Source organism: Acidocella sp., assembly GCF_027352905.1.
GTDB lineage: Bacteria > Pseudomonadota > Alphaproteobacteria > Acetobacterales > Acetobacteraceae > Acidocella.
Genome location: NZ_DAIEIF010000047.1, coordinates 1 through 16931, shown reverse-complemented (window position 1 = coordinate 16931; position 16931 = coordinate 1). Strand labels below are relative to the sequence as shown.

Annotated in this window: 17 protein-coding genes; 8 read left to right on the top strand and 9 right to left on the bottom strand. The window is 65.5% G+C overall.

The window, feature by feature from the left end:
• Positions 1-11: 11 nt before the first annotated feature.
• The 3 genes from accC to aroQ are packed head-to-tail and all read right to left on the bottom strand — an operon-like array spanning position 12 to position 2282.
• Positions 12-1352 (bottom strand): acetyl-CoA carboxylase biotin carboxylase subunit, encoded by a 1341-nt coding sequence (gene accC, locus M7H45_RS08625; RefSeq protein ID WP_298216076.1) that lies wholly within the window; start codon positions 1350-1352, stop codon positions 12-14.
• A 25-nt stretch (positions 1353-1377) separates the two neighbouring features.
• A complete protein-coding gene (gene accB, locus M7H45_RS08620) occupies positions 1378-1833 on the bottom strand; it encodes an acetyl-CoA carboxylase biotin carboxyl carrier protein (RefSeq protein ID WP_298216075.1) in 456 nt (151 codons plus the stop codon).
• Entirely contained in the window at positions 1830-2282 is a 453-nt protein-coding gene (gene aroQ, locus M7H45_RS08615) for a type II 3-dehydroquinate dehydratase (protein ID WP_298216073.1), read from the bottom strand. The genes accB and aroQ overlap by 4 nt, the downstream gene beginning before the upstream one ends.
• A gap of 89 nt (positions 2283-2371) precedes the next feature.
• Here aroQ and thiS point away from each other — a divergent pair, with 89 nt between their 5' ends.
• From thiS to M7H45_RS08605, 3 genes are read left to right on the top strand one after another with little or no spacing between them, the layout of a single operon-like run.
• Entirely contained in the window at positions 2372-2593 is a 222-nt protein-coding gene (gene thiS, locus M7H45_RS11365) for a sulfur carrier protein ThiS (protein ID WP_408832740.1), read from the top strand.
• Positions 2594-2597: 4 nt separating this feature from the next.
• Positions 2598-3386, top strand: a complete 789-nt coding sequence (locus M7H45_RS08610; protein ID WP_408832738.1) for a thiazole synthase — start codon at positions 2598-2600, stop codon at positions 3384-3386.
• Complete coding sequence (locus tag M7H45_RS08605; protein ID WP_366145528.1) at positions 3383-4030, top strand: VC0807 family protein; 648 nt, start codon at positions 3383-3385, stop codon at positions 4028-4030. Before M7H45_RS08610 ends, M7H45_RS08605 begins: the two co-directional genes overlap by 4 nt.
• Here M7H45_RS08605 and dnaQ read toward each other — a convergent pair.
• Genes dnaQ through M7H45_RS08590 form a run of 3 tightly spaced genes read right to left on the bottom strand, consistent with a single transcriptional unit; the run spans position 4020 to position 6096 of the window.
• Positions 4020-4694, bottom strand: a complete 675-nt coding sequence (gene dnaQ, locus M7H45_RS08600) for a DNA polymerase III subunit epsilon (RefSeq protein ID WP_298216072.1) — start codon at positions 4692-4694, stop codon at positions 4020-4022. The two genes, M7H45_RS08605 and dnaQ, sit on opposite strands and share 11 nt — an antisense overlap.
• On the bottom strand, positions 4691-5275 hold the full coding sequence (gene coaE / locus M7H45_RS08595) for a dephospho-CoA kinase (protein ID WP_298216071.1): 585 nt from the start codon (positions 5273-5275) through the stop codon (positions 4691-4693). Before coaE ends, dnaQ begins: the two co-directional genes overlap by 4 nt.
• Positions 5272-6096 (bottom strand): shikimate dehydrogenase, encoded by an 825-nt coding sequence (locus M7H45_RS08590; protein ID WP_298216070.1) that lies wholly within the window; start codon positions 6094-6096, stop codon positions 5272-5274. Before M7H45_RS08590 ends, coaE begins: the two co-directional genes overlap by 4 nt.
• 119 nt (positions 6097-6215) lie before the next feature.
• Between M7H45_RS08590 and M7H45_RS08585 the strand changes: the two genes are divergently transcribed.
• From M7H45_RS08585 to M7H45_RS08575, 3 genes are read left to right on the top strand one after another with little or no spacing between them, the layout of a single operon-like run.
• Positions 6216-7406: an aspartate aminotransferase family protein gene (locus tag M7H45_RS08585; protein ID WP_298216105.1), complete on the top strand. Its 1191-nt coding sequence runs from the start codon at positions 6216-6218 to the stop codon at positions 7404-7406.
• Positions 7403-8341 (top strand): ornithine carbamoyltransferase, encoded by a 939-nt coding sequence (gene argF / locus M7H45_RS08580; RefSeq protein ID WP_298216069.1) that lies wholly within the window; start codon positions 7403-7405, stop codon positions 8339-8341. Before M7H45_RS08585 ends, argF begins: the two co-directional genes overlap by 4 nt.
• A gap of 42 nt (positions 8342-8383) precedes the next feature.
• A complete protein-coding gene (locus tag M7H45_RS08575) occupies positions 8384-9067 on the top strand; it encodes a DUF1045 domain-containing protein (protein ID WP_298216068.1) in 684 nt (227 codons plus the stop codon).
• Here M7H45_RS08575 and M7H45_RS08570 read toward each other — a convergent pair.
• The 3 genes from M7H45_RS08570 to M7H45_RS08560 all read right to left on the bottom strand — a co-directional run bounded on the left by M7H45_RS08570 (position 9039) and on the right by M7H45_RS08560 (position 14417).
• On the bottom strand, positions 9039-9518 hold the full coding sequence (locus M7H45_RS08570; RefSeq protein ID WP_298216067.1) for a hypothetical protein: 480 nt from the start codon (positions 9516-9518) through the stop codon (positions 9039-9041). The two genes, M7H45_RS08575 and M7H45_RS08570, sit on opposite strands and share 29 nt — an antisense overlap.
• On the bottom strand, positions 9515-11671 hold the full coding sequence (locus M7H45_RS08565) for a malate synthase G (protein WP_298216066.1): 2157 nt from the start codon (positions 11669-11671) through the stop codon (positions 9515-9517). The genes M7H45_RS08570 and M7H45_RS08565 overlap by 4 nt, the downstream gene beginning before the upstream one ends.
• Before the next feature lie 85 nt (positions 11672-11756).
• Positions 11757-14417, bottom strand: a complete 2661-nt coding sequence (locus M7H45_RS08560; protein WP_298216104.1) for an FkbM family methyltransferase — start codon at positions 14415-14417, stop codon at positions 11757-11759.
• Here M7H45_RS08560 and M7H45_RS08555 point away from each other — a divergent pair.
• Both M7H45_RS08555 and M7H45_RS08550 read left to right on the top strand, forming a co-directional pair.
• Positions 14319-14603, top strand: a complete 285-nt coding sequence (locus tag M7H45_RS08555; RefSeq protein WP_298216111.1) for a hypothetical protein — start codon at positions 14319-14321, stop codon at positions 14601-14603. The genes M7H45_RS08560 and M7H45_RS08555 overlap by 99 nt on opposite strands.
• 225 nt (positions 14604-14828) lie before the next feature.
• The coding region (locus M7H45_RS08550) for a ribonuclease E/G (RefSeq protein ID WP_298216065.1) at positions 14829-16931 on the top strand (2103 nt) is incomplete at its 3' end.

Here is a 16931-nt window from a genome sequence, read left to right as displayed (position 1 = left end):
AGGCCGGCGGATCATTTTCCGCCGGCGAAACGCTCCAGCCAGTGTATGGTGTAATCCCCCGCCACGAATTCCGGATTTTCGAGAATTTTCTGATGAAGGGGGATCGTGGTCTTGATTCCGGTGACGACGAACTCCGTCAATGCCCGGCGCATGCGGGCGATGGCTTCGCCTCGCGTGCGGCCATGGGTGATCAGCTTGGCGATGAGGCTGTCGTAATAAGGCGGCACGCTATATCCGGCGTAGAGCGCCGAATCGACGCGCACGCCAAGCCCGCCGGGAGGGTGGAACATAACGACCTTGCCGGGAGAGGGGGCGAAACTGTCCGGGTCCTCGGCGTTGATGCGGCATTCGATGGCGTGGCCGGAGAAATGAATATCAGATTGGCCGTAGCCCAGCCTCTCTCCGGCGGCGATACGGATCTGCTCGCGCACCAGGTCGAGACCCGAGATCATCTCGGAGACGGGATGCTCGACCTGGAGGCGCGTGTTCATCTCGATAAAGGCGAACTGGCCATCCTGATAAAGAAATTCCAGCGTGCCGGCGTTGCGGTAGCCGAACCGTTTCAGCGCCTGGGTGGCGGTTTGCCCCAGCGCGTCGCGCTGGGCGGGGGAGATGGCCGGGCTGCCCGCCTCCTCGAGCACCTTCTGGTGGCGGCGCTGGAGCGAGCAGTCACGCTCGCCGATATGCACGACCTCGCCATGATTATCGGCGAGGATCTGCAGCTCGATATGGCGCGGCTTGTCCAGGTATTTTTCCATGTACACGGCGTTGTTGCCAAAGGCGGCGAGCGCCTCGGCCCGGGCCTCGCGCCACGCCGCGTCCAGCTCCTCCCGGCTGCGCGCCACCTTCATGCCGCGCCCCCCGCCCCCCGCCGCCGCCTTGATGAGCACGGGATATTTGATGCGCTCGGCCACGTCCCGCGCATCCTCCAGCGAGACGAGCTCGCCCGGCGAGCCCGGCACCAGCGGCACGCCAAGCTCCGCCATCGTCGTTTTGGCGGTGATCTTGTCGCCCATCATGCGGATATGAAGCGGGCTGGGGCCGATGAAGACCAGCTTATGGGCCTCCACCATCTCGGCGAAGGCGGCATTCTCCGAGAGAAAGCCATAGCCGGGGTGAATCGCCTCGGCCCCGGTGACCAGCGCGGCGGAAATGATCGCCGGCATGTTGAGATAGGAGTCGCGCGCCGAGGGCGGGCCGATGCACACGCTCTCATCGGCGAGGCGCACATGCATGGCCTCGGCATCGGCGGTGGAATGGACGGCGACCGAGGCGATGCCCATTTCCCGGCAGGCCCGCAGCACGCGAAGGGCGATCTCGCCGCGATTGGCGATGAGGATTTTATTGAACATCAGCGGAAAATCCGGAACCGTGCCCTCATTCGATGATCAGCAGGGGCTCGTCGAACTCCACCGGAGCGCCGCTCTTGACGAAAATTTCCTTCACCACGCCCGCGCGCGGGGCCTTGATCTGATTGAAGGTCTTCATCGCCTCGATCAGCAGCAGGGTGGCGCCCGCCTCCACCTTCTGGCCCGCGGAGACGTAAGGCGGCGCGCCAGGCTCGGCGGAGAGATACGCCACCCCGACCATGGGGGATTTGACCGTGCCGGGATGCTTGGCATGGTCCGGCGCGGCGGCCGCGGGGCTGGAAGGCTGGGCGGCAACCGGCGGCGCCGCGGCGATCGGCACATTGACCGGCACGCTGACCGGCGCCAGCACGCGCGCGAGACGGAGCTTGCGGTCCCCCTCCGCCAGCTCGATTTCCGAGAGGCCGGTCTCGTTCAGCAGCGCCGCGAGTTCCGCGAGCGCCTTGGGATCGAAGGAAAGGCTCATTGATCGTCTTCCTCCAGGATTTCGGAGAGGGCTAGCAGGGCCAGCCTATAGCCAGCAAATCCCAGCCCGCAAATCACGCCGGTGGCGGCATGGGAGACATAGGAATGGTGCCGGAAGGCTTCGCGCTGGTGGATGTTGGACAAATGCACCTCGATGACGGGGATATCCAGGGTTTTCAAGGCGTCCATCAGGGCCACGGAGGTATGGGAATAACCCGCGGGGTTGATGATGAGCCCGGCCGCGCCGCCGCGGGCCTCCTGGACCCAGGTGATCAACTCGCCTTCATGATTGGTCTGGCGGAAATCGATGGAGAGGCCAGCCCCTTCAGCCGCCTCCGCGCATAAGGTTTCCAGCTCGTCCAGCGTGCCGTGACCGTAAATATCCGGCTCCCGCGTGCCGAGGAGGTTGAGGTTGGGTCCGTTGAGGACCATGATGAGCGGTGCTGACATGGTGGCCGTTGCGGTAGCATAGCACCCGCGCGCCGCCAAATTTCGCCCCTTGCCTTGCGGGGCGCGGATCGGCGGCCAATAATAGGCCCATGGAGCATGCTCTCGCGGAAATCGAGCTGACCGTGAACGGGGATTCGCTGCGCGTTCCGCCCGGAACGACGCTCGCCGGGCTGGTCGCGCTGATGGAGCTCGACACGCGCAAGCTCGCGGTCGAGCGCAATCTGGAGATCGTTCCCCGCTCGCAATACGCCGCCACGGCGCTGGAGCCGGGCGATGCGCTGGAGATCGTCCATTTTGTCGGGGGAGGCTGAGGCCATGAACGCCGATGCCGGGGCGGAGGGCTGGAGCGTGGCGGGGCGGCGTTTTTCCTCCCGCCTCGTGGTCGGCACGGGAAAGTACAAGGATCTGGAGATGACGGCGGCGGCCATCGCCGCCTCGGGCGCCGAGATGGTCACCGTCGCGGTCAGGCGGGTGAATCTCTCCGACCGCGGCGCGCCGATGTTGCAGGATTATGTCAGCCCGGAGCGCTACACCTACCTGCCCAACACCGCCGGCTGCTTCACCGCCGATGAGGCGGTGCGGACGCTGCGGCTGGCCCGCGAGGCCGGGGGCTGGAACCTGGTGAAGCTGGAGGTGCTGGGTCCGCCGCCCACGCTCTACCCTGACATGGCCGCTACCTTGCTCGCCGCCGAGGCCCTCATCAAGGACGGGTTCGACGTGATGGTGTATTGCGCCGACGACCCGGTGGCCGCCAAGCGGCTGGAGGAGATGGGTTGCGTGGCGATCATGCCGCTGGGCGCGCCGATCGGCTCCGGGCTCGGCGTGCAGAACCCTTTGATGATCCAGATGATCATCGAGCAGGCGAGGGTGCCGGTGCTCGTGGATGCCGGGGTCGGCACCGCCTGGGACGCCGCCTTCGCCATGGAGCTGGGCTGCGACGCGGTGCTGGTGAACTCGGCCATCGCCCTGGCCGATGATCCCATCAAAATGGCGCGGGCCATGAATCACGCGGTGCAAGCGGGGCGGCTCGCCTTCGAGGCCGGGCGGATTCCCCGCCGCGGTCACGCCTCCGCCTCTTCGCCGATGACAGGGCTGATCCGCTGAGCGCCGCGCTGCGCCTGCTGCCGGAGATCATCGCCAATTTTCTGGCGCCCTATCTCGTTTATCAAGCCTTGCACGGCGCCTACGGCGAAACCGAGGCGCTGATCGCTTCCGCCCTGCCGCCGCTTTTGTGGAGCCTTTACGAGCTGGCGAAAACCCGGCGGCTCGACGCCATCTCGCTGGTGGTGGTGGCGAGCATCGCCTTCACCCTCGCGGCCACGGCGCTGGGCGGTTCTCCCCGGTTGATCCAGATCCGCGAGGCGCTGGTGACGGGCGCGGTCGGGCTTATTTTTCTCGTTTCCTTATCCCTGGAAAAACCGCTGGTCTTTTATCTCGCCCGCGCCGCCTCGGCCCGGCATACGGCGCGCGGCGCGGCGCAATTCGAGACCATCTGGAACCGGCGCGCGGTGCGGCGCACCTTCAAGGTGCTGACGGCGGTGTGGGGGAGCGGCCTTGTGCTGCAAACCCTGCTGCTCTGCGGCCTGGCCTGGGTCTGGCCCATCGGCCGGTATCTGCTGTTCGCCCCGGTCATCGCCTATGGCCTGTTTGGCCTGCTGCTGCTCTGGAGTCTCTGGTATGGCGGCAAGAGCCACGCCTTGGCCGCCTTGTGCTGGCCGGGCGCGGTGGGTCCGGGACCTATGCCCTGAGCCAGATCGGCTCCTTGATCTGCGCCAGGAACGCGGCATGGGCCGCGAGCTGCTCCGCCGCCGGCACGATGCGGCGGGGAATACGGCTCGCGGGTGCCGCGTAGCGGGCAAAGGTAAGCTCTGTTTCGGTTTCCAGGGCGAGCCCGCGCTGGCGCCCGCCGGTGAGTTCGACATAGACCTCCGCCAGCAATTTACAGTCGAGTAGCGCGTTATGGGTGGTGCGGGCGGAAAGATCGATCTCGAAACGGCGGCACAGCGCGTCCAGGCTGTTGGGCATGCCGGGAAAGAGCTGCTTGGCGAGAGCCAGCGTGTCGATCATCCGCGCGGGGGCGAGGGGCGGCAGGCCGATGCGTTGCAATTCCGCCGAGAGAAAGGCGAAGTCGAAGGCCGCGTTATGGGCTATGAGGGGCGAATCGCCGAAGAAATCCAGCAGCTCCCTCGCGATCTCGCCAAATTTCGGCTTGCCCTGGACATGGGCGTTGGTGATGGCGTGGACGCGCGTGCTTTCCAGCGGGATGTCGCGCTCGGGGTCGAGCAAGGCGTAGAATTGCCGTCCGGTCGGCAGATCGTTATCGAGTTCGATCGCGGCGATCTCGATCACCCGGTCGCCGGTCAGCGGCTCCAGCCCGGTGGTCTCGGTATCGAACAGCACGGAACGGCTCATAACCCCAGCTCCTTGACGATGGCGGCGATCTGGGCCTGGGTCTGCGCCAGCGTGCCGCCCGTATTCACCACATAATCCGCCAGCTTGCGCTTTTCCGCGTCCGGCATCTGCTTGGCGATGATCGCCTCGATATCCGCGAGCGGCAGGCCGCGCTGGCGCACCCGCTCGATCTGCGTCTCGCGCGGGCAGGAGACGAGGATGACCTTGTCAAAGGCGGATTGCCGCCCGCCCTCGAACAGCAGGGGGATATCGAGCAGAACGGCATTTCGTCCCGCCGCCTCGGCCTCGGCGAGAAACTCGGCCTGGGCGGCATGGACGAGCGGATGCATGATCGCCTCCAGCCGGCGCATTTTCTCCGGATCGGCCAGGACGATGCCACGCAGCCGCGCCCGGTCGAGGACGCCATCCGTTACCGTGCCGGGAAAGGCGGCGGCGAGGGCGGGGAGGGCCGCCCCGCGCGGAGCCTGCAATTGATGGACGGCTTTGTCTGCGTTGAAGCCGGGCACGCCATGGGCGGCGAACATCTCCGCGACGGTGGATTTTCCCATGCCGATGCCACCGGTGAGGCCCAAAACCATCATGACGCAACGATCCGGTAAATCTCGTCATCCACGGTGGGCGTCACGCCGAACCAGGCGGCGAAGCCCGGCACCGCCTGGTGCAGGAGCATGCCGAGTCCCTCCACCGCCTTCAGTCCGCGTTGGCGGGCCGCCGCCAGCAGCGGGGTTTCCAGCGGGGAAAAGACGATGTCAGCCACCACCAGGGACGGGCCGGCGCCACGCAGATCCATCTCCAGCGGCGGGTGCCCCGCCATGCCGAGCGAGGTGGCGTTGACCAGCAAGGCGTAATCGGCCAGCGCCACCGCCCGTGCCGCCCAGGGCAGCACCCGGGCGGGGGGCAGCGCCGCCGCCAGCGCCGCCGCGCGTTCCGGCGTGCGGTTGGTGAAGGCGATCTCCGCGCCCGCCGCTTGCAGCGCCGCGCCGATGCCGCGCGCCGCCCCGCCAGCGCCGAGGATCAGCGCCGGGCCTGCATCAGGCTTCACCCCATGGGCGCGTAGATTGGCGAGAAAGCCGTAACCATCCGTGTTGCGTCCCTCGATTCCGCCGGCGGTGAAGACCAGCGTGTTCACCGCCCCGGCCCGGCGGGCGAAGTCATCCACCTCTGCGCAAAGGGCGAAAGCCGCCTCCTTATGCGGGATCGTCACGTTGAGCCCGGCGAATCCGGCCTTGGCCAAAGCGGGGATGACGGTGGCGAAATCCTCTCGCCGCACCGGCAGGGGCAGATAGGCACCATCAATGCCATGACGCTCCAGCCAGGCGTTGTGGAGGCGGGGCGAGCGGGAATGGGCGACCGGCCAGCCCGTGACGCCGGCCAGCCGGGCGGAGCCGGAGAGGAGTCGCATGGCGCCACACCACCACGCCGCCCACCGCTTGCCAAGAGCGCGGGGTGGCGGGCGGGCCTTGATTTTTTCCGGACATCTGCGCTTTAGTCCAGGCTTTCCGCCGCCTTGAAAGCATGTCCATGATTTCCGCGCTGCTGCCAAATTTCAACCGGGCCAACCTCGCTTTCGACCATGGCGAGGGCGTGTGGCTGTTCGACAGCGAGGGGAGGCGATATCTCGATTTCGGCGCGGGCATCGCCACCTCATCGCTGGGCCACGCGCATCCGCATCTGGTTGGGGCGATTGCCGAGCAGGCAGGGCGGGTCATTCACGTCTCCAACCTCTACCGTGTGCCGCAGGCGGAGCGGCTGGCCGCGCGCTTCGTCGCCGCCAGCTTCGCCGACAGCGTTTTCTTCTGCAATTCCGGCGCCGAGGCGAATGAGGCGCTGGTCAAGGCCATGCGCAAGGCTCATGCGGATGCCGGGCGGCCGGAGCGCACCCGCCTCATCTGCTTCGAAGGGGCTTTTCATGGCCGGACCCTGGCGATGATTTCGGCCACCGGCAACCCGAAATATCTGGCCGGGTTCGGCAAGCCGGTGGAGGGGTTCGATCACGTGCCCTTCAACGATCTCGCCGCCGTGCGCGCCGCCATCACGCCGGAGACGGCGGGCATCTTCATCGAGCCGATTCAGGGCGAGGGCGGCATCCGCGCCGCCACGCCGGAGTTTTTGCGCGGGCTGCGCGGGATTTGCGACGAGGCGGGCCTGTTTCTCGGCTTTGACGAGGTGCAGACCGGCATGGGCCGCACCGGCAGGCTTTTCGCGCATCAATGGGCCGGGGTGGAGCCGGACGCCGCCACCCTGGCCAAGGGTATCGGAGGCGGCTTCCCCATGGCCGCCATGCTGGCCAGGGAGCGGGTGGCGAAGGCGCTCGTGCCAGGCAGCCATGGCACCACCTTTGGCGGCGGGCCGCTGGCCTGCGCGGCGGGCAATGCGGTGCTGGACGTGATTCTCGCCGATGGCTTTCTCGACCAGCTCAACGGGACCGCCGCCTATCTGCGGGCCGGGCTGGAGGCATTGCGCGGCCGGCATCCACGGGTTTTCACGGAAATTCGCGGCCAGGGATTGCTGCTGGGGCTGAAATGCGTGGTATCCAATACCGATCTTCAGGCGGCGGCCCTGGAAGAGGGGCTGCTGACCGTGGGGGCGGGGGATAATGTGTTGCGGCTGCTGCCGCCCCTCATCGTCACCCGCGCCGATTGCGACGAGGCCCTGCGCCGCCTGGAGGCCGCGACCATCCGGCTGGCGGGAATAACGGCGGCGGCGAAATGAGCGCGGTTTTGTCGCTGCGAGAGAAAGGCCCGCGGCATTTTCTCGACCTCAAGGATTTCACCGGCGCGGAGCTGCGCGCCCTTCTCGATTCCGCGCTTTTTCACAAACGCACCCGGCGCAACCCGCCCAAGCGCCCGCTTGCGGGCAAGACGCTGGCGATGATCTTTGAGAAGCCTTCCACCCGCACCCGCGTTTCCTTCGAGGTGGCGGTGAAGGAGCTGGGGGGCGACGCCGTGGTGCTCTCCTCGCGCGATATGCAGATTGGCCGGGGCGAGACCATCCAGGATACCGCCAGCGTTCTCTCCCGCTTCGTGCATGGCGTCCTGCTGCGCACGGATAGCGCCGCGCGCTTGCACGAGCTGGCCCGCCACGCCGCCGTGCCGGTCATCAACGGGCTGACAGAACTCTCCCATCCCTGCCAGATCATGGCCGACATCCTTACCTTCGAGGAGCATAAGGGGCCGGTCGCCGGGCAGAGACTCGCCTGGGTTGGGGATGGGAACAACGTCGCCGCCTCCTTTATCGAGGCGGCCGCCCGCTTCCAGTTCAGCCTGCGGCTGGCCTGCCCCCCCGGCTACAGGCCGCGCGCGGAGGTGCTGGATTGGGCGTGCGCGGAAAAGGCGGATGTGGAGATCGGCGACGATCCTGGCTGGGCGGTGGAGGGCGCGGCCTGCGTGGTGACGGATACCTGGCTTTCCATGGCCGATTCGGAGGATGAGGCCGCCAGCCGCGCCGCCGCTTTCGCGCCCTATCAGGTCACCGCCGGGCTGATGGCCAAGGCCGCGCCGGGCGCCATCTTTCAGCATTGCCTGCCCGCCCATCGCGGCGAGGAGGTGGCGGCGGAGGTGATAGACGGCCCGGCCTCGGTGGTGTTCGACGAGGCCGAGAACCGGCTGCACGCGCAAAAGGCAATCCTGGCCTGGGCGATGGAGTGAGGCGGGAAGTTTCAGCGCCCCGCCGGGGCGGGGGAAACCGGATTGGCTGAGCCCTACCGGGTCGCGGTATATTACGCCCCCGCCGCCGATGATCCGCTTTGGCGTCTGGGCTCCGCATGGCTGGGGCGGGACGCGGAAAGCGGCGCGCCGCTCGCGCGGCCGGATTTGCCCGGGTTGGCGGCGGCCACGGCGGAGCCGCGCCGCTATGGATTTCACGCGACGCTGAAAGCGCCCTTCATCCCCCGGCACGGGCTGGAGGCTTTTATGCGGGATGCGGAGGCGTTTGCCGCAAACCGCAAGCCCTTTCCGCTGCCCCGGCTTGCCGTGACCTGGCTGGACGGCTTTCTCGCCTTGTGCCCCGCCGCGCCCTGCGCCGCTTTGCAAAGCCTGGCCGATGATTGTGTGCGCGTGTTCGATACGCACCGCCTGGCCGAGGATGAGGCGGCGCAACGCCGCCGTGGCGCGGGGCGCCCGCCTCGGCAGCGCGAGAACATCGCCCGGTGGGGTTATCCCCTGGTGTTCGGGGATTTCCGCTTCCACATGACCTTGACGGGCCGCCTGGGCGATGACGTCTATCGCGAGGCGGCGGAGGCGTATTTCGCCCCGGCGCTGGCGCGGCCCCGCCCGGTGGGCGCGTTGGCGATTTTCATCGAGCCGGAAAAAGACGCGCCGTTCCGTCTGGTTCGCCGGCTGGCCTTCAGTTCAGAGGCCGCCAGTACCGGCTGAGAAAACCGCGCGCGTCGGTGGCCGCGGGCGATTCGGGCACCGCCTGGCCCGCTTTGCACCGCCATTGGTAGAGGCTGTCATGCCCGGTGATATAGGCGGGAATGAAATCAGCCTGCGGGTTGTGCTGGCACCAGTCCTTCGCCGCCGGCAGGCTGCGCGCCGAGTTGGCCTTGCCGCAGGGCAGATTGGCGCCCTCGAAACAGACAAAGACTTGGCCGCCCATACAGCGCATGACGGTGAGTTTCTGGATTTCGGCCCTGGAGAGATCGTGCAGGCCGAACGCCGCCTGCACCTGCGGCGCCAAGGCCGCGGGGAGAGGCCGGAGGGTGTCATCGGTTGGGTGGGCGGCGCAGAGATCGCCCGCCCGCGCCGCCCCGGGATGGAACAGGGCGAAACCCAGCATGACGGCCAGGCAGAGGGCTGGCAGGCCTCGCGCCCCCCGCGTCCTCATGCCCGCGCCTTGGCCTCGCGGCGGCGGCGGGTGAGAATGAACTCGGTATAGCCGTTGGGCTGGGACAAGCCCTCGAACACCAGATCGAGCGCCGCCTTGAAAGCGGGACCGTCATAGGCGGGGGCCATGGGCTGATAGGCGGCGTCGCCCGCGTTCTGCTTGTCAACCACCTGGGCCATGCGCTTCAACGTATCCATCACCTGCTGCCGGGTGACGACGCCGTGATGCAGCCAGTTGGCGAGATGCTGGGAGGAGATGCGCAGGGTCGCGCGGTCTTCCATGAGGCCGACATTATGAATATCCGGCACTTTCGAGCAGCCGACCCCCTGGTCCACCCAGCGCACCACATAGCCGAGCAGCCCCTGGCAATTATTGTCGAGCTCCTGCTGGATATCCTCGGCGCTCCAGTTCACGCCCTGGGCGAGGGGGACGGTGAGCAGATCCTTGAGGGGCGCGGGGGGGCGGGATTTCAATTCCTCCTGCCGGGCGGCCACGTCCACCGCGTGATAATGCAGGGCGTGCAGCGTGGCGGCGGTGGGCGAGGGCACCCACGCGGTATTGGCCCCCGCCTGGGGATGGGCGATTTTCTGTTCCAGCATGGCGGCCATCTGGTCCGGAGCGGCCCACATGCCCTTGCCGATCTGCGCCTTTCCCTTCAGCCCGCATTCCAGGCCGAACGCCACGTTGCGGTCCTCATAGGCCTTGATCCAGGGCTGGGATTTGATGTCGTTCTTGCGCAGGAAGGCGCCTGCCTCCATAGAGGTGTGAATCTCATCGCCGGTGCGGTCCAGGAAACCGGTATTGATGAACACCACCCGGTTTTTGGCGGCGGCGATGCAGGCCCTGAGGTTGGCACTGGTGCGCCGCTCCTCATCCATAATGCCCATTTTCAGCGTGTTGGCGGGCAGTTTGAGCAGCGTTTCCACCGCCGCGAAGAGCGCGTCCGCATTGGCCACCTCCTCCGGCCCGTGCAGCTTGGGCTTGACGATATAGACCGAGCCGGCCCGGGAGTTGCGCCGGGCTTTGAGGTCGTGAATGGCGATCAGCGAGGTGATGACCGCGTCGATCACCGTCTCCGGCACCTCCTTGCCGCCCTGGGTGATGATGTCGGTGAGCATATGGTGGCCGACATTGCGCACCAGCAGCAGCGAGCGTCCATGCAGGGTGAGCCGCGAGCCGTCCGGCGCGGTGTATTCCCGGTCCGGGTTGAGCTTGCGCTCGAAACGCCGGCCGTCCTTCTCCACCGGCGCGGAGAGGGTTCCCCGCATCAACCCCAGCCAGTTGCGATAGACCAGCACCTTGTCCTCGGCATCCACCGCCGCCACCGAATCCTCGGCGTCCATGATGGTGCTGATCGCGGATTCGAGCATGATGTCCGCCACGCCCGCCTTGTCGGTTTTGCCCACGGGGTGATCGGGGTCGATGACGATTTCCACATGGAGATTATGGTTTTTCAGAAGAATGCCGGCTGGCGCGGCGGCCGGGCCGGAATAGCCGGCGAATTGGGCCGGGTCTTTGAGGCCGGTGGGGCCGGAGGGCAGCAGGACGGATAACTGGCCATTGCCGATTTTATAGCCGGTGGCGTCCGCATGGGAGCCGTTGGCGAGCGGGATATGCTTGTCGAGAAAGGCGCGGCCCTTGGCGATGACCGCCGCCCCGCGCGCCTTGTTATAACCCTGGCCGCGTTTGATCTCCCCTTCATCCGGCAGGGCGTCCGTGCCGTAAAGCGCATCGTACAGGCTGCCCCAGCGCGCATTGGCCGCGTTCAGCGCGTAGCGGGCGTTGGAGACCGGCACGACCAGTTGCGGCCCGGCGATATGGGCGATCTCCTCGTCAACATTCGCGGTCTCGATGGTGAAGGGGGGCGGCTCCGGTTGCAGATACCCGATCTCGCGCAGAAAAGTCTCATAAGCCGCCGCGTCCCAGGGCTTGCCCTTATGCGCGCGGTTCCAGTCATCGAGCTTGGCCTGAAGCTCGTCCCGCTTGGCCATCAGCGCCGCATTGGCCGCCGTGAAACGTTCGAGCAGCGCCGCGAATCCGTCCCAGAACGGGGCCGGCTCCAGCCCGGTGCCCGGCAAAGCCTCGGTATTGACGAAGCCGTGCAAGGCGGCGGCGACGGAGAGGCCGGAGATGGATATTCTGGGCTCGGACATGACGGAAACTCCTAAAACAGACAGCGAATCCCCCTCCGGCTTTTGGCGCAAGGCCGGGGGCGGACGCAAGAGCAACGGCAGGAGATCAACGCAAGGCGGCGTGGCAATCGAACCAGGTGCGGGCCCATTGCTCGCGGGAGGCTTCCCACGCGGTCTTGAACGTTTCGAAATCAACCCATTCACCAGTCAGATCCCGTCCGAACGGGCCGGAATTATGGCTCCATTTCCATGTTGCCAGGGTGTTGCCCTCATGTTGCGGTTGGGGCAGGGAAAAGCCGCCGGGCGGGTTCTGGTCGACCAGCATGAAGCGGCGGTAGCCAAGCTGGCGCAGCGTCTCCACCGGAGCGAGGCTGTAGCATTCCACGGAGATGTATTCCGGTAATGTTTCGCGCGCCGCGGAGGAGAGAAAGGCTGCCTCCCCGCCCTCGATATCTATTTTCATGTAATAAGGCACGCCATGGGCGGCGATGAGGCTCGGCCAATTGATGGTGGGAACGAAAAAGGATTTATAGCCGCTGGAAAATTCGGCGCGGCTGTTGGAGAGGCCGGAAATGCCGGGATGCTGTTCGTGATGAAAGAATTCCACCGTTTCGCCCGTGCGCGCGGCGGCGGCATTGTTATGGATGACAAGGCGCCCGCCGGCGATTTCCGGGGCGAAGCGGCGCAGCAGGTCCTGATAGGTCTGCACATCGCCCTCGACGCCGACGACATTGAAGCCCTTGGCGAGATAATAGGCCGTGTCGTTGCCTTCCGCCATGCCGATGTCGAAAATGGTTTTTGGCGGAGAGGCTGGCTTGGCCGTGATGTTTGGCTCACCCCTGGGAGGAGGATAGCCGGGTATCTCCGATTTTAGTTCCACGCGCCCCGGCTGGCCATGTTTGGCGATGAGCTCTTGCCAGCCTATGGTGGCGACCGGATAGGCGCGGCTGCCATCATTGGGCTGGAGCAGGGCGATCTCGCCGCCGCGTGGCGCGGGGGCGTAGTTTTCCAGCGCCAGTTGGCCGCTGCTTACGGCCTCGGCGAAACGTTCCTGCAAAGCGTAATAGATTCGGGCGTCCGGCTGCACGGCGACGATTTTTTCCTCAGCCGTCAGCGACGCCTCGATCAAATCCGGTGGTGTATCGCCGATGAAAAAGACCAGATGATTCGGGGCGGCCTCAGCCGCGATTGGCGCCGCCGCCGCCGCGCCCGGCCCCTTCAGCGCGGCGATGCTCGCCAGCAGTGCCTCGGCCATGGCCTGCGGCGTGTCGTCCGCCTCATCCTTGACGTCATAGGCTTGCCAGAGATTGGGGATTTTTTGAAATTGCGGACGTTTTTTCAGCCTTTCGATGAAATGCTCCATGCTCCGGCATTGGTAATGCATGAGCTTGGCCACGGACCAGTCCGGTTCGCCCGAGATAATGCCAATATTCTCGTTCCATTGCGGCGGCTGTCCGTTCGGCAGAACTGTGCGGCCGGCGGGAACATCGAAATAATGGACATTGATCCAAGCGGAGCCGACGGCGCGGGGGCGCACGAAACTTTTCACATGCCTGTTTATGCCCCGATGCGCCGCGCCATGCCAGCGATACGCGAGCGGCGCCGGCAGGTCGGGCTTCAATATATGCCCGGAACTGCCGTAATTGCACCAATTGACGGAAACCTGCTCCGCCTGGGGAAAGCGCGCGAGAAATTGTTTTACATTTTGATCCTGCCTCAATTGTAAAAATTCATCCGCGTCGAAGAAGGCGAGCCAGTCGAATTCATCCTTATAGGTTTTTAAAGCTGTTTTATAAGATTCGACCTGGCGTCCGTTATGGGCGGGTCCTTTCGGTCCGGTCGTGCGGCTCAGCCTGATATCCCAATGCCGCGCCGCCTCCTGCAATATGTCCCAGGTGCCATCTGTGGAATCATCATCGTAGACGATGGCGGCGTCGAAACCGAGCAGCCGGTACCAGGCCAGCCAGGCCAGGATGTCATGGCTTTCCTCCTTGACCATGAGAACCACGGCCACTTTGGGCGCCCGCGCCGGGTGAGAGAACAATGTTTCGATCATTGAATTGATTTTGGGCGCATGAAGCGCCAGGCTGCGATCCTCGACCTCGTTGCGGTCATACATAAAAAATTCATCATCGGGCCGGGTGAGGTCATGATAGCCGCGCGCCAGTTTTTCCCGCCAATGCGCGACCGAGCGGACGAAATAATGATGAAGAGCGCCGCCCGCGTAATCAGGCCGGTGGGCGAGAACGCCCGGCGTGTGTCCCCAGGCGACGCGCCTTCCGGCCAGATCGGCATATTCGCCCCGCATCTGAAAGGCGTGGGGATTGACCGCCCTTTCCATGAGCTGGGGGCGGATGATGGATTTGACATGATGATTGGGAGGAAAGTCCGGTGTGCTGCGGCGGGTGAAGTTCTCAATGACCAGGCCGGGCGGGAAATTTTGATGGCCGCTGGAGCCGAAAATGGCCCAGGGAATGGCGATGGCGGCCTCTTGCCTCCCGGCGAGGGCCGCCTTTAACGAAAGGCCCTCATCGAGGCGCAGAAATTCATCCGCGTCGAAAAAGGCGAGCCACTCGAAATCCGGCGCGACCTCGCGGGCCAGCATTTCATACCCCCGGAGCTGATAATCCGGGGCTTCATTGGGATAATCGAGGAGCCGCACGTCATATTGGGTCTTGAAAGACCGCGCGACCGCCGCTGTGGCGTCGGTGGAACCATTGTCAAGAAGAAAAACAGTATCAAAGCCAAGGAAAAACTGCCAAGCCAGCCATTCAGCGATATGGCGCTCTTCGTTTTTGACGATGGCGACGCAGCCGATCTTACCCACTTCATCCTCACCCGCAATCCGGCAAAACTCTGGCGGCAAAGGGGGTTTCGGGCAACCCCTTGCGGAGCGGGGGGTTTTGGTCCATTAAATGAAGCAGGACGCGCGTGGAGCGCATGGCGGGCCTGATTGCCCCTGTGCCCGGCGTGCCTGAACCGCGAATACCCATGCCCGGCGAACTATAAAGGCCGGCAAGTTTAATGGAACCGATGGCCGCTTTGCCCGCCGAACCCTTTTATCTCACGGCTCAGCCCTGGTCCGGTTCTATCCTCCTTTCCCATTATTATGCGCCGCCGCCGCTTCACCGCCCCTCGCGGGCCGGGTGGGGCACGCCGCGCTGGAGCCTTGTGTCTTATGCCAAAAAAAATGTTGATCGACGCCAGCCACGCGGAAGAGACCCGCGTGGTGGTGCTGGATGGTAGCCATCTTGAGGATTATGACGTCGAGACCGTCAGCCGTAAGCAAATAAAAGGTAATATATACCTCGCCAAGGTGATCAGGGTGGAGCCCAGCCTGCAAGCCGCCTTCGTGGAATATGGCGGCAACCGGCACGGCTTTCTCGCCTTCGGCGAGATTCACCCCGATTATTATCAAATCCCGGTGGCGGACCGGCAGAAACTGTTGGCCTTGCAGGCCGAGGCCGAAAAAGAGGCGGAAGGGCAGGAAGCCTCCATAGAGGAGCCCGCGGCGGTCGCGCTGGCAGCCGATCTCGCTGACCTGCCCTCCGATGAGGGGTCGCAAGCCCAGCCGTTGCAGATCAAGCCGGTTGAAATCACCGCCGCCCCGCCTCCCGAGGAGGGGGGGAACGAGACGCATGGCGAGGCGGCCCCCATGCTGGAGGGGATGGCGGATGGGCTGGAGGATGCGCCCGAGGCCGAGGTGCTGACCGATGAGCCGGACGCCGGGGCCATGCCCGCCGAAATCGCGGACGAGACGGACGAGGGTCCCGAGGCGTTCGACGTCGAGACCATAGAGATGGAATTGCCGGAGCCGGCCGCGCCGGAGCAGATCGGCGGGGATGGGGACGACGCCGCCGAGGCGCGCGAGCGCCGCCTGCGCCAGCGTTTTTTGCGAAATTACCGCATTCAGGATGTCATCCACCGCCGCCAGATCATGCTGGTGCAGGTGGTGAAGGAGGAGCGGGGCAGCAAAGGGGCCGCCCTCACCACCTATCTTTCCCTGGCCGGGCGCTTCTCCGTGTTGATGCCGAACTCCCCCACCGGCGGCGGGGTTTCGCGCAAGATCACCTCCCAGACGGATCGCCGCCGGCTGAAGGAGACGATGGCGGAGCTCGACATTCCGCCCGGCATGGGCATGATCGTGCGCACCGCCGGCGCCAACCGGCCCAAGCCCGATATCAAGCGGGATTGCGAATATCTCTTGCGGCTATGGGACGATATCCGCGACCGGACGATGCAGTCCGTCGCGCCGGCGCTGATCTATGAGGAGGCGAACCTCATCAAACGCGCCATCCGGGATGGCTATACCCGCGATATCGATGAAATCCTCGTGGAGGGAGAGGAGGGATTCAAGGCGGCGCGCGATTTCATGCGCATGCTCATGCCCGATAATGCCCGCAAGGTGCGTCTCTGGAACGAGGATCAGCCGCTTTTCTCGAAACATCAGGTCGAGACGCAGCTGGACGCGATGCTGAACCCGGTGGTGCAGCTGCGCTCCGGCGGCTATCTCGTCATTAACCAGACCGAGGCGCTGGTGGCCATCGACGTCAATTCGGGGCGCTCGACGCGTGAGCGCAATGTCGAGGACACCGCCTTGCGCACCAATCTCGAGGCCGCCGAGGAGGTGGCCAAGCAATTGCGCATGCGCGATCTGGCGGGGCTGATCGTCGTCGATTTCATCGACATGGAGAGCCGCAGGAACAACGCGGCGGTGGAACGGCGGCTGAAAGAGGCGCTGAAACATGACCGGGCGCGCATCCAGGTGGGCTCGATCAGCCATTTTGGGTTGTTGGAAATGTCGCGGCAGCGGCTACGCCCCTCGCTGACCGAGGCTTCCCTCGTGGTCTGCTCCCATTGCCACGGCATGGGGCATGTGCGCAGCCCGGAGAGCGCGGCGCTGCATATCCTGCGCGCCATCGAAAATGAGGGCGCCAAATTCCGTGCCGCCGAAATCGGCGTGACATTGGCGCCGGAAACGGCGTTCTATCTCTTCAACCATAAACGCGAGCGGCTGGCGCAGATCGAAGCGCGCTATGCCATGCGCGTGCTCATCAATCCGGATCATGCGCTGAGCGGCGGCGATTTCCGCCTGGAACGGCTGAGGGCGCAGACGGCCCAGCCCGCCGCTCCGGCGCCGGCGCGGCTGGAACAGATGCAGGCCGAGGCCCGTGAGGATGAGGACGAGGCGCTGGCGGAGGAGGCCGGCGAGGCGGCGGAGACTGGGGGCGAGGCCGGGCGGGGCGAGCGGAAGCGCCGCCGCCGCCGCGGGCGCCGCCGG

Bases quoted from the DNA above. Each gene is read 5' to 3' on its own strand.
- accC (WP_298216076.1), bottom strand. From the start codon at position 1,352: ATGTTCAATAAAATCCTCATCGCCAATCGCGGCGAGATCGCCCTTCGC.
- accB (WP_298216075.1), bottom strand. From the start codon at position 1,833: ATGAGCCTTTCCTTCGATCCCAAGGCGCTCGCGGAACTCGCGGCGCTG.
- aroQ (WP_298216073.1), bottom strand. From the start codon at position 2,282: ATGTCAGCACCGCTCATCATGGTCCTCAACGGACCCAACCTCAACCTC.
- thiS (WP_408832740.1), top strand. From the start codon at position 2,372: ATGGAGCATGCTCTCGCGGAAATCGAGCTGACCGTGAACGGGGATTCG.
- M7H45_RS08610 (WP_408832738.1), top strand. From the start codon at position 2,598: ATGAACGCCGATGCCGGGGCGGAGGGCTGGAGCGTGGCGGGGCGGCGT.
- dnaQ (WP_298216072.1), bottom strand. From the start codon at position 4,694: ATGAGCCGTTCCGTGCTGTTCGATACCGAGACCACCGGGCTGGAGCCG.
- coaE (WP_298216071.1), bottom strand. From the start codon at position 5,275: ATGATGGTTTTGGGCCTCACCGGTGGCATCGGCATGGGAAAATCCACC.
- M7H45_RS08590 (WP_298216070.1), bottom strand. From the start codon at position 6,096: ATGCGACTCCTCTCCGGCTCCGCCCGGCTGGCCGGCGTCACGGGCTGG.
- M7H45_RS08585 (WP_298216105.1), top strand. From the start codon at position 6,216: ATGATTTCCGCGCTGCTGCCAAATTTCAACCGGGCCAACCTCGCTTTC.
- argF (WP_298216069.1), top strand. From the start codon at position 7,403: ATGAGCGCGGTTTTGTCGCTGCGAGAGAAAGGCCCGCGGCATTTTCTC.
- M7H45_RS08570 (WP_298216067.1), bottom strand. From the start codon at position 9,518: ATGAGGACGCGGGGGGCGCGAGGCCTGCCAGCCCTCTGCCTGGCCGTC.
- M7H45_RS08565 (WP_298216066.1), bottom strand. From the start codon at position 11,671: ATGTCCGAGCCCAGAATATCCATCTCCGGCCTCTCCGTCGCCGCCGCC.